The sequence below is a fragment of the Solimonas terrae genome (genome assembly GCF_011067135.1).
In the GTDB taxonomy this organism is placed as follows: domain Bacteria; phylum Pseudomonadota; class Gammaproteobacteria; order Nevskiales; family Nevskiaceae; genus Solimonas; species Solimonas terrae.
Genome location: NZ_JAAMOW010000002.1, coordinates 291,302 through 307,446 on the forward strand (window position 1 = coordinate 291,302; position 16,145 = coordinate 307,446).

Here is a 16,145-nt window from a genome sequence, read left to right on the forward strand (position 1 = left end):
TGGTCTACGAATTCGGTAGTGCGACGATGGCTTCGCCGGCGATCTTGGTTTCACCGTACTGATTGACGCTGCGCAGCAGCAGCTTCACGCGCGGCTCGCCGTCGACGGTCAGGGTCTCCGTCACCTGCGCGCTGCAGGTGATCGCGTTGCCGAGGTGGGTGATGCCCTGGAAACGTGCAGTGAACTGGCGCAATTGCGCCTGCGGCTGCCACTGCGTGAGCAGTCGGCCGAGCCAGGCCATGACCAGCATGCCCTGCGAGAACACGTCCGGCATGCCGGCGGCGCGGGCAAAGTCGAGGTCGATATGGATCGGGTTGTGATCGCCGGAAGCACCGGCGAACAGGGCCAGCGTCCGGCGATCGACCGGCGGCAGCTTGAGTGCCGGCAATTCGGTGCCGGCGGCAATCGGTGTGACAGAAGTCATCACGGGCGTCCTCAGTGGCGAATGACGAGCACGGCGCGCAGCTCGGCGACCAGCTCGTCGCGCTGATTGGTGGCGCGCGACTGCTTGACGACGAACTCCAGGGCGCCGCCCTTCTTGTCGTAGATGTCGGTGATCGTCGAACGCACCGTGATGCAGTCGCCGGCGTACGCCATGCGGTGATAGGTGAATTCCTGTTCGCCGTGCAGCAGCTTGCGCAGATCGAGCTTCAGCAGCTGCATCAGCTTCTCCAGCCCGCCGCTGTCCAGTTCGGCGCCGAACAGGAAGGTTGGCGGCACCGGCAGATCCGGATGTCCGGCGGCACGCGCTGCGGCCTCGTCGAAGTAGATGGCGTCGGTTTCGCCGATCGCCTTGGCGAAGAACTTCAGGCGGCCGCGTTCCATGAGCATGGTCGACGCCGTCAGTTCGTGGTTCACCAGACTGCGGTCAATCATCGTGTGTCACTCCGTCATCAGAGCGGCAACACTAAGGCGATCGTCACTCCGGAAGTCCCTCCCAAGATGGGAGGGAAAGGCGGCGGGGACCGCTTCGCCAATACGGGAAACAAGCAGGCTCGGCGGCGAACCGCCCCGGTGCACGCCGCAGGCGCTGCCGGCCTCGGCTGCCGGTCACGCCAGGATGCGCAGCTTGCGCGCACGCGCGAGCGCGTCTTCCTTGGAGTAGGCGTTGAGCTTCGCGTAGAGATTCTTGACGTGCCACTTGACCGTGCCGGCCGAGACATTCAGGTCGCGCGCGATGCTTTTGACGGACAGGCCCTGGCCGAGCAACGCGAGGATTTCACCTTCGCGGGCCGACAGCGGATTGCCGGGCGCCCGCGCCGTCGTCGGCCGCGATTCCGCCTTCGCTGCCGGCGTGCCCGGCGCGGACGGGCGGAGTTCGTCGGCAGCCGACTTCAGCAGTTCCCTGGCGGCGCCGTCCGCCTCGCTCTTGAGCAGGCGCTCGATCAGCGGCAGGGCGGCGCTGCCCAGATCGGGCAGTACGCGCCGCATGTTCGTTTCGCAGGCGACGCCGAGCAGCTCCCGAGCCAGTCGCTGTGCTTCAGCGGCCTTGCCGCTGCGCAGCATCACGATCGCCCGCATCAGGCCGAGCTGGGTGGACAGCAGCCGGCGGCGATTGCGCGTGGCGGCCTCCCGTGCCGCATCGATCGTGGCCAGGCAGACCGCGACATCGTCTTCGCGGGCCAGCGCGACGGCAGCATGGGCGATCAGCGCGGCGAGCCCGATTTCGCTCCAGGCGCAGTTCTGCGCGTCACCGTGGCGGGCCGCCAGCCGGTCGAGCTGCGCCAGCAGATCGCGCACCGGCGCGCTTTGCGATTCGCCGATGGCGAGCGCCAGCTGTTCGAACAGGCTCCAGGCGACGATGCGGTCGAGCCGTTTCCGGTAGCCGATCTCTTCGAGATGCAGCAGCGTTTCGCGGGCGGCGCGGGCATCGCCTGCCAGCCGCTGCAGACGTGCGCGCACGCGATAGGCGAACAGCACGCCGTCGGAAAAGCCGACGGCCTCGATCAGTTCGAGATAGCGATCGATGAAGTCCTGTGCCTGGTCGATGGCGCCGGTCTGGTAGAGCGCCTCCAGCAGGTAGCCCGCATAGCCGCCGGCGGCGTCGACGCCGTAGGACGTGCGCGTCAGGGCATGTTCGATGTAGTCGCTCAGCGAGTCCGTCGCCAGTTGCACGTTGCCCTGCTGCAGATGGCTGAAGCCGTTGACGATGTCGACCATCGGCCGCGGATAGTCCGGCCGTTCGCGCGTCTCGATCTGATGGCGTTGCCGAGCCAGTTCGCGCGCGCGCTCGAAGTCGTTGGTGTACACCCTCGACAGGCTCGCCAGCTGGTTGAGCATGAACGAGTTGAAGGTGTTGACCGGCGGGTGCCCGTGCAGCATCGGTTCGAGCATGGCAAGGCAGGCGCTGGTGTCGTCCTGTCGCAGCAGATGAAAGGCGCGCAGCAGCTGCACTTCGGTCGCCGCTTCGGCCGCGCGGGATTCGTTGTTGGCGTCGATGGCCGCGAGGTTGCGTTCGAAGTCCTCGATGCGGCTGCAGGCGAGCTGTGCCCAGGCCAGGCACAGGCTGATGTTGAGGCGTTTCTGCAGGCTTTCCGCCGGCACCGCATCGCACCACTTCAGCAGTTCCACGAAATTGGCGCCGTTGATCATGCGTCGCGCCGCGCGGTCGATCAGTTCGACGACGAAATCGACGTCGTTCGCCAGCGTTGCGTGACGCATTGCCTCCACGTGCAGCTTCTGCCCGGCAAACCAGCGGCTCGCCCGATGGTGGATGGCGCGCAGCTCCTGTTCGTCCCGCCTTTGCAGACGGCGATTGAGGAATTCGGCAAACAGCCGGTGAAAGCGATACCAGGGTTCCGCGTCGCCGGTGTCGATCGCGATCAGGAACAGGTTTTCGTTCTCGAAGCGCGCCAGATGCTCCGCCGTGCGTGTATCGCCGGTGAGCAGTTCACAGAGCTCGCGATTGAAGCGGCGGCATGCCGACACGCGAACCAGGAAATCGAGTTCCGCATCGGACAGGTGCTCGACGACGGTGGTTTCGAGATAGCGTTCCAGCGCGTCCGCACGCGACAGTGACTGCTTGCCCTCGCGTGCGAGGAACTGCTCCGGGTCCTTTTCCTTGCGCAAGGTGAAGGCCATCAGCTGCAGGCCGGCGGCCCAGCCATCGGTGATGTCGTGCAGGGTCTGTTCCTGGCTCGCGCCCAGTTGCAGGCCCTGACCTTGCAGAAAGCGATGCGTCTCGTCGCGGCTGAAACGCAACTCGGAGAATTCCAGTTCGGTGATCTCGTCGGCCGCGCGCAGGCGCGCAGTCTGCAGCGGCGGCCGCGTGCGCGAGCTGAGCACCAGATGAAAATGTCCGGGTGCGATCGCCAGCCAGCGGTCGAGCAGCTTCAGGGTGCCGAACGATGCAATGTGATGCAGATCGTCGATGACCAGATAGATCTCGTCGTCCTGGCTGCAGACGTCGTCGATCAGCGAGGCAATCAAGGGCCGCCAAGCCTTGGCGCCGGAACGCAGATAGACGTGCAGCGCTTCCTTGTCGATCGTCACGCCGGCCTGCAGCAGGCTCTCGACCAGATAGCAGGCGGCCAGGGTGTCGTTGTCGTCGACGCCGGCGTTGTACCAGCCGACCTTCGCGCCCTGCGCCAGCAGCCGGTGTCGCCATTGCGTCAGCAGCATGGTCTTGCCGCATCCGGCCGGACCCTGTACCAGCACCAGTCTGCGGCTGCGGCCGTCGTCGAGCCGCTGCAGCATGGCATCGCGGCTCACCGGCGCATTGCCGACACGCGGGGGTGCCAGCTTGGTGCGGATCAGTGGCAGATCGCCGGTGCTCATTGCAGCGTCGGGCCTCGCATGCCTTCAGGTTCTCCGGGACGCGGCCCGCTCTGTTGCGCGGCGGCTGCCGCGGCGGGTTCGTCGTTCGCGACGAGGATAGCTTTCCGCGCGGCGTCGCGGGCACGGGTCGGTGACGCCCCCCCAACTTGGAGAGGGGTGGTTCACGCCGCGGGCTCTGTAGTCTGGCCGCCACGCCGCATCGACGAGACGCCATGGCAACGACATACCTCACGCAGGCGATACACCGCGCACGCACCCTGCATCCCGAACGGCCGGCAACGGTGTTCGGCGATCGCCGCCGAAGCTACGGCGAGCTTGCCGAACGCGTGCCACGGCTCGCCGCCGGCCTGCGGCAACTGGGTCTGAAGCCCGGTGACCGGGTCGGCATTCTTGCGCTGAATTCGGACCGCTATCTCGAACTGTATTACGCCGTCTGGTGGGCCGGCGGTATCGTCAATCCGATCAACACGCGCTGGAGCGTACGCGAAATGGCGTACTCGCTGGACGACTGCCGGACGCAGATCGTGTTCATCGACGACGCATTTGCGGTGCGCGCCGAGGAGCTGTCGCAGCGCTCGACCTCGCTGCAGACGATCGTTCACTGCGGCGACGGTGCCGCGCCCGGCGGCATGCACGACTACGAGCAATTGATTGCGGACCACGCGCCGGTCGATGACGCGATGCGCTGCAACGACGATCTGGCCGGCGTTTTCTATACCGGCGGCACCACCGGGTTTCCGAAGGGCGTGATGCTGTCGCATGCCAACCTGTGGAGCAGCGTGATGACGGTGATGGAGCACATCGCGCCACCGTACGCGGTCGGCCTGCATGTGGCGCCGATGTTCCATCTCGCCGACGGCATGTTCCTGATGGCGATGACCCTGCGCGCCTGCACGCAGGTGATCGTGCCGGCGTTCGAGCCTGCTGCGGTGACCGAGGTCATTCGCCGTGAGCGGGTCGGTGCCGTGCTGATGGTGCCGACCATGATCCAGATGATGGTGGATCATCCGGATTTCGACGCGGCGGCGGTCAGCTCGCTGCGGCATATCGCCTACGGCGCGTCGCCGATCAGCGAGGCGCTGCTGGAACGTGCGATGGAACGCATGCCCGATGCCCGCTTCCTGCAAGCCTACGGGCTGACGGAAATGTCGCCGGTGGTCAGCTTCCTGTTGCCGGAGCAGCATCATCGGGGCAGCAGCAAGCAGCGCTCGGCCGGCACCCCGGCGCCCTGCGTCGAAGTGCGGATCGTCGACGCCGATGGCCGTCAGCTGCCGGCCGGCAGTGTCGGCGAAATCGCTGCGCGCGGGCCCGGCGTCATGCAGGGCTACTGGGGAAAGCCCGAACTCAGCGCGTCGGTGCTGCGCGACGGCTGGCTGTACACCGGCGACGGCGCCTATCTCGACAGGGACGGCTTTCTGTTCATCGTCGATCGCGTCAAGGACATGATCGTCAGCGGCGGCGAAAACGTGTTTTCGGCCGAGGTCGAGAACGCCGTTGCCCAGCATCCGGCAGTCGCGGCCTGCGCGGTGATCGGCATTCCGGACGCGCGCTGGGGCGAATCGGTTCACGCGGTCATCGTTTGCCGGGCCGGTGTACCCGCGCCGACCTTCGAGGAAATCCGCGAGCACTGCCGCGCGCTGATCGCCGGCTACAAGTGCCCCAACAGCATCGAAATGCGCGACACCTTGCCGCTGTCAGGCGCCGGCAAGGTGCTGAAGACGGCGCTGCGCGAACCGTACTGGCAGGACCGGCAACGTCGCGTCGGTTGACGCACGAACACGCGACATCGCCGATCGATGCGATGTCGTGACAAGACAATCAAGCCGGCGGGCCATGGCTCACAGCCGGCGACGAGGAGAGAACGAATGCGCGTCCACATGGCGGCAGCTGCGATCCTGATGCTGGCGACCGGCATTGCGCGGGCTCAGGACGAATCGGCCGGCGTCGCCGGATCTGCAGCGGCAGATCAGTCTTCAGGCAGCACGGATGCGGGCCCCGCAGATTCATCTTCCCTGTCGTCGACCTCGACGGCGGCCGATGCGGCGGATGCGTCCGGTGGCGACGCGGTGCCGGCCGATGCTCGTGCCGACGCGAACCCGACACCGCCGTCACCGCCGGGCGAGGCGGCGGCCGACGCGCCGACGAGCGCGCCGCCATCCGTCGTGGCGACGATTCCCGTGCCGCAGAATCCGCCGCCGGTGCCGCCTGGCGGAAGCGCCGCGGCACCACAGCAGATTGCCGAGATCGTCGTCACGGCAACCAAGCGCGAACAGTCGCTGCGTCAGATTCCCGCAAGCATCACCGCGCTTGGCGGCGCGGATCTGGAACGTCGCGGCGCCCAGGGTGTCGAGGACATCGCGCGGCTAGTGCCGGGCGTGAACTTCACCGCCGATTCGGTCAATGCCTCGCAGGTGACGATTCGCGGCATTTCGACGACGACGCTCGGCAATCCGACCACCGGTGTGCTGTTCGGCGACGTGTCGTTCACCGATGCCTATCTGCCGCGTGTCACGCTCGATCCCAATCCCTTCGACATGAAGTCGGTCGAAGTGCTGAAGGGGCCGCAGGGAACGCTGTTCGGTTCCGCGGCGCTCAATGGCGCGATCCGCTACGTGCCCGAGCCGCCGAAGTTCGGTGAATACGAGACGCGCTGGTTCGCGCAGTACAGCATGGTCGATGGCGGTGGCGAAGCCCCGACCTACGGCGCCGCCGTCAATCTGCCGTTCGGCGATGAGCTGGCGCTGCGCATGATGGCCTTCAAGCGCAAGTCGCCGGGCTGGATCGACAATACGCACACCGGCGAGCACGACATCAACAGCGTCGGGCAGGAAGGCGCGCGCGGCATCCTCGGCTGGCGCCCCGGCGACAATCTGGATGTGCATCTCAGCTATGTCTGGCAGCAGACCAATGTGCGTGATTCGCCATACGCGGAAGACCGCAGCGGCGAGCTGACGCGCGACACCACGAGCAGACCGAGCCCGGTCGACAGTCAGTACCGGCTCGCCGATCTGGTCGCGCGCTACTCGTTCGAAAGCATGGACCTGGTGTCCGATACGGCCTGGGTCGACAAGTCCGCGCACAAGGCACTGGATGCGTCCACCGATCTGACCGGCAGCACGTTTCCATACGTGCTGCTCGACGATGTCGATGGCTCCGACACCTACAGCCAGGAACTGCGTCTGGTGTCGACCGACACCAGCTCGCCGTGGCGCTGGGTGACCGGCGTGTTCGGCATGCATCAGTCCCTGAATTTCGTGCCGGAGTATTCCGTTGCGCTGACGCCGGGGTTCGATCTTCAGGCGCTGGCCGGCGCGCTCGATCTGCCGATCCAGGGCCTGCTGGCGCAGGGCGACTCGGTCAATCTTCTGCGGGTACGCACGCAGGCGACGATCGAGGAGCTGGCGCTGTTCGGCGATGTCACGCGTCGCCTGGGCGATTCGGTGGAGCTGAGCATCGGCGGCCGCCTGTATCACTCACGGTCAGGTGGCAGCGTGCTGCAGGATGGCGCGCTGGTGCTGCTCACGGGTGCACTGCAGAACGACAACCGGGGCGTCATCAAGGCGTCCGGCTTCAATCCCAAGGCCTCCGCGCTCTGGCACATCACCCACGACGTGCTGGTCTACACGGCGGTGTCGAAAGGCTTTCGCAACGGTGGCCTGCAGCCCGGCTTCACGACGCCGCTGTCGGCCAAGCAGGCGCCGGATCGCTTTACCGCGGACACGCTGTGGAACTACGAGGCCGGCACACGCACGCAGTGGCTGGACAATACGCTGCATGTCGACGCGACCGCGTTCTACGTCGACTGGAAGAACCCGCAGATCCTGCTCGGCGATTCCGTGCTTCATCTTCCGTATCTGGACAATGCCGGTCGCGTGAAGAGCGTCGGTATCGAAACGGCCGTGCAGTGGTTGCCGGCGTGGGCGCCGGGCCTGTCGATCAATGCATCGGCCGCCTGGACTCGCACGGAAACTGCCGAGGCCTTCGAGGGGCAGACCGGCGCGACGTTGCCGAAGGGCACGCCATGGCCGTACGCGGCGCGCTGGCAGACCGCCACGACCGTCTCCTACGCGCACGAGTTCGGCGACTGGACCGCGGAAGCCGGCGTGACGCACAGCTGGCTCAGCAAGGCCTGGGCCGATCTCGAACAGACCGAGCCGGTCTTCGACTATCAGCAATGGGACGCGCAGCTGAATCTGTCCAATGCGGCGATCCGCTGGCTGCCCGAGATCGGCGTCACCGTGAGCAACCTCGCCAACGAACGCGGCATTGCCAACGTCATCGTCGGCGGTGTGGTGACGCGGGTCGACAAAGTCACCTACATCCAGCCGCGCGCAGTGCTGCTGCGGCTCAGCGGGAGTTTCTGATGGCAACGATATCGACGCCGAACTATCCGGACAGCTTGCCCTTGCCCGAGGTCTACGAGGGTGGGGCGGGCACGCCGCTGGTGCTGATTCACGGCTTTGGCGGCAACTGGCGCATGTGGAAGCCGGTGCTGCCGATCCTCGAGCGGCATCATCGCGTGATCGTGCCGACGCTGCCGGGCCACTCCGGCGGCGTGCGTCTGCGCAGGCGGGCGACGCCGGCCAGCATCGCCGACGCGCTGGCGGAACAACTGCGTGCACGAGGGCTCGATCAGGCGCATGTCGTCGGTCAGTCGCTCGGCGGTTACATGGCCGTGGAAATGGCGCGGCGCGGCGTCGCCAGGTCGGTGCTGGGCATCTCGCCGGGCGGTGCCTGGAAGACCGACGCCGATCAGAAGGCGCTACTCGGCCGGATCCGCAAGAGCTTCAGGCTGATGCCCTATCTGCGGCCGCTGTTGTCGCCGCTGCTGCAAATCCGCTCGCTGCGCAAGCGGGTGCTGCGTGATGAAATGGAACACGGCGACAAGATGTCGCCCGCCGAAGTGCGCGGCATGCTGCACCACGCCCTGAACTGTCCCATCGCCCGGGAATTCCTTGACGAGGGCATCGCGCAGATCGAGGCGCTGCCCGCCGATAACCGGGTGCCGGTGCGCATCGTCTGGTGCGGCAATGACCGCGTGCTCACCTTCAGGGAATTCGGTCAGCCGTTCCTCGATCGTCTCGGCCTGAAAACCCACGGCGTGCTGCGCGGCTGCGGACACAATCCGATGTACGACGATCCCGAGGCGGTCGCCGGCGCCATTCTCGATTTCATCGGTTCGGTCGAACGTGAAACGGACTAGGGCCTGTCAACACTCATCACATCGCTGTGGCCGAGTCCGTTTTGCCGCAGCGCAAGGAACGAGGAGCGCCATGTACTTGATGTCCATGAGCGACGAGGCCGTTCGCAAAGCGAACGGCCCGCGATGCGGCAATCATCGTTTCAAGGGGGCCGGTCCCTTCGGGATGCCGTGTGGCGAGCCGCTTCTTGGGAATCAGCCAAGTGCGCGTTTCGCGCCTTGCCTGGCGGCTTGCCATGCACCACCACAGCGACGCGATTAGCGTTAACAGGCCCTGGTGTCCGCATGCGGCCTTCATTCGATTTTCCGGGAGATGCGAGGATGCGACGCTTGCTGTGCCTGCCTTTGCTGGCTGCCATGCCTTGGTTTGCCGCCTGCTCGTCCGCCGAAACCGCCAGCTGCGGGAAGCTCGCCAGCGTGCCGATCGACCACGGCGAGATCGTCGCGGCCGAACGCGTGCGCGGTGGTTTTCATTTCAACTGGCGGACTGCGCTGATCGGCATTCCCGGCTTCCGCTTGCCAGCGTCCTGCCGCGTCGAGCTGCGTCTGCATCCTTCGCCGGAATCGGATATTCATGTCCGCGTCTGGCTGCCGGAGGCGCAGCGCTGGAACGGGCGCTTCCAGGGCATCGGCAACGGCGGCTTTGCCGGTTCGATCGACACCATGAGCATGACCGTCGCGCTGGGTGCGGGCTACGCGGTGGCGGCAACCGATACCGGACATGAAGGCAAGGACACCGATGGCAGCTGGGCGCTGCATCGACCGGATCTGATCGAGGATTTCGGCTATCGCGCCATTCACGAAACGGCGGACGTCGGGCAAAGGCTGGTCGCGGCGTATTACGGGCGCGACGCGCAGCACCGCTATTTCAGCAGCGGTTCCAATGGCGGCCGCGAAGCCCTGATGGAAGCGCAGCGTTTTCCGGACGACTATGACGGCATTCTCGCGGGTTGCCCGGCAGCAGACGGTACCGCCTTGCTGGCAACGCATGCCTGGATACAGCAGACGCAACTCAAGGACCCGGCCGCCTGGATTCCACCGGCGAAGCTGCACGCGATCGCGGCGGCCATGCTCGCGGCCTGCGACACGCTCGACGGCGTCAAGGACGGGTTGATCGAGGACCCGCGTCGCTGCGACTTCAAACCCGAGTCGATGCAGTGCAAGGGCAAGGATGGCGACGACTGCCTGACCGCCGCGCAGGTGCATTCCCTGGAGGCGATACAGTCCGGGCCCGGTCAGGTCGGCGATCGCCTGCTGCCGGGGTTCGAGCCCGGCGGCGAGAACAGCGATCTGTACAAGCAGTGGATCACCGGGTCCAGGCCGCGCACCTCCACGGGCTACATCTACTCGCTGGAGTTCAACCGCTACCTGATTCGCCAGGACCCGGGCTGGCGGCTTGAACAATTCGATGTGGCCCGCGATCTTGCCTTTGCCGATCACGGCATCATGGGACAGGTCTATAACGCCACCAGTCCCGATCTCGCGCGCTTTGCCGCTCACGGCGGCAAGCTGATCCTCTACCACGGCTGGAACGATCCGGCGCTGCCGCCGCAGAAGACCATCCAGTACTACCAGAGCGTGCAGGCGCGTCTCGGTACGGACGCGGTGCAGGGCTTCGTGAGGTTGTACATGGTGCCGGGCATGGAGCATTGCTTCGGCGGCCCCGGACCGAACTCGCTGGGCCAGGTCCCGGGCGGCGGCGACGATCGGCCGGGAAGCGACGTGAATGCGGCGCTGCATCGCTGGGTGGAGCAGGGTGTCGCGCCGGGCGCGATCATCGCCGCGAAATATCCGGGCGACTTGAAGCCATTGCTGGCCCCGAGCCGGAGCAAGCCGGAGATGACGCGGCCGCTGTGTCCGTACCCGCAATTCGCGAAGTGGTCCGGTCACGGCAGCCCCGACGACGCAGGCAATTTCCATTGCGAGTTGCCGCAGAACTGAAGTGCGGCCACGCTCGATGTGGTGCTGCGCGCGGCGTCCGAAGCGGCTGCCGTGCCGCGCTGCAGCCGTGCAACAATGACGGCGCCTGATCGCCGATGAAAATGCCGGCGACACTTGCCGATTCCGCAACCCGATCGATGACATGAAGCCCTTACTCCGCAACAACGGGCTCGCGCAATTGCGCGAGTTGCGCGTCGATGGCGCTCCGGCCGAACTGCCGGGCTACGAGCGCCGGCTGCGCAAGCGCATCTGCCATATCGGCGTCGGCGCGTTCCATCGCGCGCACCAGGCCTGGTATCTGCATCGACTGCTGCAACAGGGCGAGGGCGAGGGCTGGGGACTGTGCGGCATCGGCCTGCGTGCCGCCGACCGTGCGACGCTCGACGCGCTGGGTGAACAGGACGGGCTGTATTCGCTGTGGGAGATCGACGAAAGCGGACGGCGTGTCACCGTCGTCGGCTCGATCATGGACCAGCTCGATGCCAGCAGCGACTGCAGCGCCGCCATCGCACGGCTGGCCGATGCCGACACGCATATCGTCTCGCTGACCGTGACCGAGGCCGGTTACTGCCTGAACGGCGAAACGCTGGACGTGCATCATCCGGACGTCGTTCACGACCTCGCCGATCCGGCGCAGCCGCGCAGCGCGCCGGGGCTGCTGGTTGCCGCGCTGGCGCAGCGGCGCGCGAACGGCCTGCCGCCGTTCACCGCGATGTCCTGCGACAACCTCGTCAAGAACGGCGAGCGCCTGCGCAGTGCGGTGCTGGCGTTCGCCCGCCTCGTCGATCCGGCACTCGCGCAGTGGATCGAAAGCCGGGGATGCTTTCCGTGTTCGATGGTCGACCGCATCACGCCGGCAATGGACGCCGCGCGACGCGAACGCCTCTGTGAAGACTGGGGCGTCGATGATCGTGTCCCGGTCATTTGCGAGCCCTGGCAGCAGTGGATCATCGAAGATCATTTTGTTTGCGGACGTCCGGCGTTCGAGCGTGTCGGCGTGGTGTTCTCCGACGACGTGACGCGCTACGAGGACATGAAGGTCGGCCTGCTCAACGGCGGCCACAGCGCAATCTCGCACCTGGGTCTGCTGCTCGGCTACGAGAGCGTGCACGAGGCCCTGGCCGATCCCGTGATTCGCGCCTGGCACGCCGGCTACATGCGCGAGGTATCGGCCACGCTGTCGCCGCTGCCGGATGTCGACTACGCCGAATACGAGCGCGCGCTGACGCGGCGGTTCTCCAACGCCGCGATCCAGGATCGCCTGCTGCGTCTGGCGATGGACAGCTCGACGAAATTTCCGCAGGTGCTTCTGCCGCCCGTGCTGCGCCGGCTCGATGCGGGTCTGAGCGTCGATTTCCTCGCGACCGCGATCGCCCTGTGGCTGGTCTATCTCGACGGTCTCGGCCGCGACGACAAGGCCCGCTCCGCCTATGTCGATCACGATGTTGCCGGTCTGATCGCGCTGGCCAGCGCCGCGGTGGCCGAGCAGCAGCCCGGCCCGTTTCTCGCCGCCAGACTGCCGATCACGGACGCGCGCGCCGCGCGGTTCGAAGCGAGCGTGAGCCGCCAGCTGGCGTCACTGCGCGATGCCGGTGCCAGAGCGCATGTCGAGCGGCTGCTGGCTCCGTCTCACTGAGATGGAACGCGCATCGACGGTGGCACGCATGTCCGGCGGCGACCGCCCACGCGGCACGCGCTGCAAAATTGATCTTCACCGCGGACACCGTGTAAACAGTCCGCTCGACCGGGCTGGTCCCGACGATGCGATCCCGAACCCATCAAAACGCCGTGACGCGCGTAACCGGATGACAGACCCATGTTGAAGATGATCAAGGTCAAACTGATGCGCAGCCTCGGGCGCCTGCTGATCGCCTACAAATGGCGCGGGAAGGTGCCCCGGGATCTGGTCGTCACCAACGAGACGATGCCGGTCGATGGCGGCGCGATCGGCGTTCGCATCTACACGCCGCGCGGCAGGGGTCCGTTTCCGGTCCTGCATTTCTTTCACGGCGGTGGCTGGGTCGGCGGCGATCTCGAGACGCATGACGCCCTGTGTCGCGACCTCTGTATCCAGTCGCAGCATCTGGTGGTCGCGTTCGACTATCGCCTCGCGCCCGAGCATCCGTTCCCGATTCCGATCAACGACTGCCTGGCGTCGCTGGCCTGGATCAAGGCCAATGCCGCACGCCTGTCCGGCGATGTCGATCGCATCGTTCTGTGCGGCGACAGCGCCGGCGGCAATCTCGTCGCCGTCAGTGCGCAGCAGGCGCGCAGCCGTCATCCGGGCCTGATCAAGGGCCAGGTCCTGATCTATCCGGTCACCGACCATTGCGGCTTCGCGAACTGGTCTTCGTACCGGACGCACGGCGGCAGCAAATTCAATCTGACGCACGCCGGCATGACCGAGTTGTGGGCGTTCTATCTGACCGACAGCCCGCTGTGGGTGCCGGGCGCCACGTCACATGAACTCGCCACGCCTCTGCATGTCGAGGACCTGCGCGATCTTCCGCCCGCGTTCTTCGTCATCGCCGACGAGGATCTGCTGCGCGACGAAGCGGCCGAATATGGCCGGCGCATGGAACTCGCCGGCAATCGCGTTCGCATCAAGCACTATCCGGGTCAGCAGCACGGCTTCGTCGGGCTGGAGCCATCGCCGGCGCACAAGGAAGCGGTGGCCGATGTTGCGCAGTGGTTGAAGACGCTGACTACTGCAGACGCCTGACGAAGAACGCGATGATGTCGTCGACCGCCTGACGCGTCGGCTCGCCGGCCTTGTCGATCAGGTGCTGCGTGACCACGCTGTGCGGATTCGACGCCGCGCCGGGTGCCGCACTGGCATCGTCGAGCACGACGGGAATGAAACGATCGCCGAGCGCTGCCTGATAGGCGTCGAAGCGCGCAGCCTTGCAAAAGGCGTCGCCGGAAAAGCGGTACGCCAGCACGCTCAGATCTTCGGCGTCCATGCGCGCTTTCACGGCCTGCAGTTCTTCCGGCGCGATGTGCAGCCCGGCCGGATCGTTGACCGGCAGCGAAGGCTGCGACAGCACCGGTGCCAGTACCGCCGGCTCCAGCATCATCGACAGCGCGAAGTTGCCGGTGAAGCACATGCCGATCGCGCCGACACCTTTGCCACCCGATTCGGCAAACGCCACACGCGCGAGCGCGCGCAGCCACTGTGCGATCGGCCCCGAGGAGTTGGCGCGGAACGCATGAAACTCGCGGCTGATGCAGGCTTTGACGATCACGCCCAGGCTGTACAGGCCAGCGAGCGCCATGATCGGCCGGCCCGGGTCGCCGAACAGGACCGGCATGTAGACCGTGAAGCCGGCATCGCGCACCCAGCGCGCGAAACGGGCCACCTCCGGCGAGATGCCGGGCATTTCCGCCATCACGATCACGGCCGGGCCTTTTCCGGAAACAAGCACGACCTTGCAGTTGCCTTCGAACGCGAAGTCTCGTGCGACGAAGTCCTGCAGCGCGTCGCGCTCCCTTGCCTGGAATTCCTCCATCGATTCGACGCCCTCTCTCATTGAAATCGACCTCCGTCACGCGTCGCGCCGTCGATGCGACGGGTCACGTCGAGAATGGTGCCGACAACAAGTTCGGGATCGTCCCACATCGGCACGTGGCCGACGCCGGCGATCGCCACGTGTTCGTGTCCGGCGATCCGATCGAGAAACGGCCGCCCGTAGTTCTCGAAAGGAATGACACGATCGAATTCGCACCAGGCGACACGGATCGGCACCGCGCCCGCAGCCAGCGGCTGCACCGGTCCGTCGCTCGCAACCTGATCGAGCAGGGCCGGCAGCATCCGGCACTGCCGGGCGCTGCGCAGCAGCATCTTGAACTCGGCTTTCGTCACGCGCTCGCCGTGTTCCATCGTGTCGGCGAAAAACAGCTTGCGCACACGGGCGATGCCCATGAACGGCCAGAGCAGCGCGTAGATCAGCGGCAGGAGGCGGGCACCGATGCGGGCAGCCCTGCGCAGCTTGTCGCGATCTTCGAGGCGGCGCCAGGCGCCGGCCGGCGAGATCGCCGTCACCGAGCGCGCGAAGCCGCGCCGCGCCAGTTCGACGGCGATCCAGCCGCCGAGCGAATTGCCGGCAACATGCGCGCTGTCGACGCCGAGTGCCCGCAACTGCGCGAGCAGCGTGTCGGCGAGATTCGCGATGCTGACAGTGCCGGCAATCGCCGCGGCATCGGCATGGCCGGGCATGGTGATCGCGATGACGCGATGTCTCGCCTCGAGCTGTTTCAGCACCGGCTGCCAGTTCCGCCATGTGCCGCCGAGGCCGTGCAGCAGCACCAGCGGCGTGCCGGCGCCGCCGATGTGCAGCCACTCGCGTGTCTCGGGCGCCGGTCCTGCGCGGCTGGTGGTGTTCGCCGACATCGTCGCGTCTCCCCGGAAATGTGTGATGACGTGATCGCGGCCGGCCGATTCGCGCCGACCCGGATCGCCGGGGCAGGCGGGACGCGTCGCGATTCGATCGGCGCTCAGCGCGCCGGCTTGCTGGTGATCGACATGCAAACGAACAGATCGAGCAGGTCGTCCGCCTTCATGTAGTTCTTGCCGGTCTGGAAGTGCAGCAGCGACAGGCCATTGATGTGCGCGATCAGATGCGCTGCGATCTCCTCCGGCTTGCCGCGCAGGCGGTCCTTTCCTTCGAGACGGCTTGCCTTGATTGCCGCCGCGAGCTGGTCAAGCACGGTCTCGTGCATTTTCTTGGCGCGCGCGGCGAGGTCCTCGCGCCCCAGCGCGATCGTCTGGACGACGAAGAACAGGCCGCGATCCTGGAGGATGGCGCCCTGCCGGCCACGTTCGGCGCCGAGGTCGGCCGTACGCTTGAGATTGGCGCGCAGCGTCGCGCCGGGTTCGAACACGACCTGCACCGAGTCGATCAGTTCGAGGAACATGCGCGCCCACAATTCGAAGAACAGGGTCTGCTTGTCGCCGAACAGGGTGTAGACCGGCTTGCGCGAGTAGCCCGCGAATTCGGCAACCTGATCGATGGTGATGGCGTCGTAGCCGCGCTCGCAGAACAACTCCCAGGCGGCGTCCAGCAACTCGCTGGTTCGCGATTGCCGCTGCTCGCTGCGATTGAGCCGGAGCTTGCGGACCTTGGTCGTCATCGTCGTCATCGTGGCACTCATGGCGGCACAGGATTGCATTTCCTTTCCGGCGGCGGCAATAATGAGAACATAGTGTTCCCAAGAACACAACGTTCCA

General features: G+C 66.3%; 12 protein-coding genes. 6 read left to right on the forward strand and 6 right to left on the reverse strand.

The features are described 5' to 3' along the window. Positions 1–4: 4 nt before the first annotated feature. The 3 genes from G7Y85_RS04935 to G7Y85_RS04945 form a co-directional block, all read right to left on the reverse strand. A complete protein-coding gene (locus G7Y85_RS04935) occupies positions 5–424 on the reverse strand; it encodes a MaoC family dehydratase (protein ID WP_166252689.1) in 420 nt (139 codons plus the stop codon). 11 nt (positions 425–435) lie between these two features. Next, positions 436–876, reverse strand: coding sequence for a MaoC family dehydratase N-terminal domain-containing protein (locus G7Y85_RS04940; protein WP_166252691.1), 441 nt, complete (start codon positions 874–876; stop codon positions 436–438). 174 nt (positions 877–1,050) lie between these two features. Continuing rightward, positions 1,051–3,777, reverse strand: a complete 2,727-nt coding sequence (locus G7Y85_RS04945; RefSeq protein WP_166252694.1) for a winged helix-turn-helix domain-containing protein — start codon at positions 3,775–3,777, stop codon at positions 1,051–1,053. Positions 3,778–3,989: 212 nt separating this feature from the next. On the opposite strand from G7Y85_RS04945, the gene G7Y85_RS04950 reads away from it, so the two are divergent. The 6 genes from G7Y85_RS04950 to G7Y85_RS04975 all read left to right on the forward strand — a co-directional run bounded on the left by G7Y85_RS04950 (position 3,990) and on the right by G7Y85_RS04975 (position 13,640). Beyond that, complete coding sequence (locus G7Y85_RS04950; protein ID WP_166252697.1) at positions 3,990–5,546, forward strand: long-chain-fatty-acid--CoA ligase; 1,557 nt, start codon at positions 3,990–3,992, stop codon at positions 5,544–5,546. Between the two features lie 96 nt (positions 5,547–5,642). Beyond that, positions 5,643–8,141: a TonB-dependent receptor gene (locus G7Y85_RS04955; protein ID WP_166252700.1), complete on the forward strand. Its 2,499-nt coding sequence runs from the start codon at positions 5,643–5,645 to the stop codon at positions 8,139–8,141. Beyond that, positions 8,141–8,980 (forward strand): alpha/beta fold hydrolase, encoded by an 840-nt coding sequence (locus tag G7Y85_RS04960; protein WP_166252703.1) that lies wholly within the window; start codon positions 8,141–8,143, stop codon positions 8,978–8,980. Before G7Y85_RS04955 ends, G7Y85_RS04960 begins: the two co-directional genes overlap by 1 nt. A 318-nt stretch (positions 8,981–9,298) precedes the next feature. After that, on the forward strand, positions 9,299–10,918 hold the full coding sequence (locus G7Y85_RS04965; protein WP_166252706.1) for a tannase/feruloyl esterase family alpha/beta hydrolase: 1,620 nt from the start codon (positions 9,299–9,301) through the stop codon (positions 10,916–10,918). A 142-nt stretch (positions 10,919–11,060) separates the two neighbouring features. Further along, positions 11,061–12,554 (forward strand): mannitol dehydrogenase family protein, encoded by a 1,494-nt coding sequence (locus tag G7Y85_RS04970; RefSeq protein ID WP_166252709.1) that lies wholly within the window; start codon positions 11,061–11,063, stop codon positions 12,552–12,554. Positions 12,555–12,734: 180 nt separating this feature from the next. Then, on the forward strand, positions 12,735–13,640 hold the full coding sequence (locus tag G7Y85_RS04975) for an alpha/beta hydrolase (protein ID WP_166252713.1): 906 nt from the start codon (positions 12,735–12,737) through the stop codon (positions 13,638–13,640). Here G7Y85_RS04975 and G7Y85_RS04980 read toward each other — a convergent pair. From G7Y85_RS04980 to G7Y85_RS04990, 3 genes are all read right to left on the reverse strand, one after another. Continuing rightward, positions 13,624–14,448 carry a dienelactone hydrolase family protein gene (locus G7Y85_RS04980; protein ID WP_206675501.1) on the reverse strand — a complete coding sequence of 275 codons (825 nt, stop codon included), beginning with the start codon at positions 14,446–14,448 and terminating at the stop codon, positions 13,624–13,626. The genes G7Y85_RS04975 and G7Y85_RS04980 overlap by 17 nt on opposite strands. Beyond that, on the reverse strand, positions 14,445–15,308 hold the full coding sequence (locus G7Y85_RS04985; protein WP_166252716.1) for an alpha/beta fold hydrolase: 864 nt from the start codon (positions 15,306–15,308) through the stop codon (positions 14,445–14,447). The genes G7Y85_RS04980 and G7Y85_RS04985 overlap by 4 nt, the downstream gene beginning before the upstream one ends. Before the next feature lie 104 nt (positions 15,309–15,412). Further along, the gene (locus G7Y85_RS04990; RefSeq protein WP_166252719.1) at positions 15,413–16,057 is read right to left on the reverse strand and encodes a TetR/AcrR family transcriptional regulator; all 645 of its coding nucleotides are present in this window, start codon (positions 16,055–16,057) and stop codon (positions 15,413–15,415) included. Positions 16,058–16,145 lie beyond the last annotated feature (88 nt).

Bases quoted from the DNA above. Each gene is read 5' to 3' on its own strand.
- G7Y85_RS04980 (WP_206675501.1), bottom strand. From the start codon at position 14,448: ATGAGAGAGGGCGTCGAATCGATGGAGGAATTCCAGGCAAGGGAGCGC.
- G7Y85_RS04970 (WP_166252709.1), top strand. From the start codon at position 11,061: ATGAAGCCCTTACTCCGCAACAACGGGCTCGCGCAATTGCGCGAGTTG.
- G7Y85_RS04950 (WP_166252697.1), top strand. From the start codon at position 3,990: ATGGCAACGACATACCTCACGCAGGCGATACACCGCGCACGCACCCTG.
- G7Y85_RS04955 (WP_166252700.1), top strand. From the start codon at position 5,643: ATGCGCGTCCACATGGCGGCAGCTGCGATCCTGATGCTGGCGACCGGC.
- G7Y85_RS04945 (WP_166252694.1), bottom strand. From the start codon at position 3,777: ATGAGCACCGGCGATCTGCCACTGATCCGCACCAAGCTGGCACCCCCG.
- G7Y85_RS04965 (WP_166252706.1), top strand. From the start codon at position 9,299: ATGCGACGCTTGCTGTGCCTGCCTTTGCTGGCTGCCATGCCTTGGTTT.
- G7Y85_RS04990 (WP_166252719.1), bottom strand. From the start codon at position 16,057: ATGACGACGATGACGACCAAGGTCCGCAAGCTCCGGCTCAATCGCAGC.
- G7Y85_RS04935 (WP_166252689.1), bottom strand. From the start codon at position 424: ATGACTTCTGTCACACCGATTGCCGCCGGCACCGAATTGCCGGCACTC.
- G7Y85_RS04985 (WP_166252716.1), bottom strand. From the start codon at position 15,308: ATGTCGGCGAACACCACCAGCCGCGCAGGACCGGCGCCCGAGACACGC.
- G7Y85_RS04960 (WP_166252703.1), top strand. From the start codon at position 8,141: ATGGCAACGATATCGACGCCGAACTATCCGGACAGCTTGCCCTTGCCC.
- G7Y85_RS04940 (WP_166252691.1), bottom strand. From the start codon at position 876: ATGATTGACCGCAGTCTGGTGAACCACGAACTGACGGCGTCGACCATG.
- G7Y85_RS04975 (WP_166252713.1), top strand. From the start codon at position 12,735: ATGTTGAAGATGATCAAGGTCAAACTGATGCGCAGCCTCGGGCGCCTG.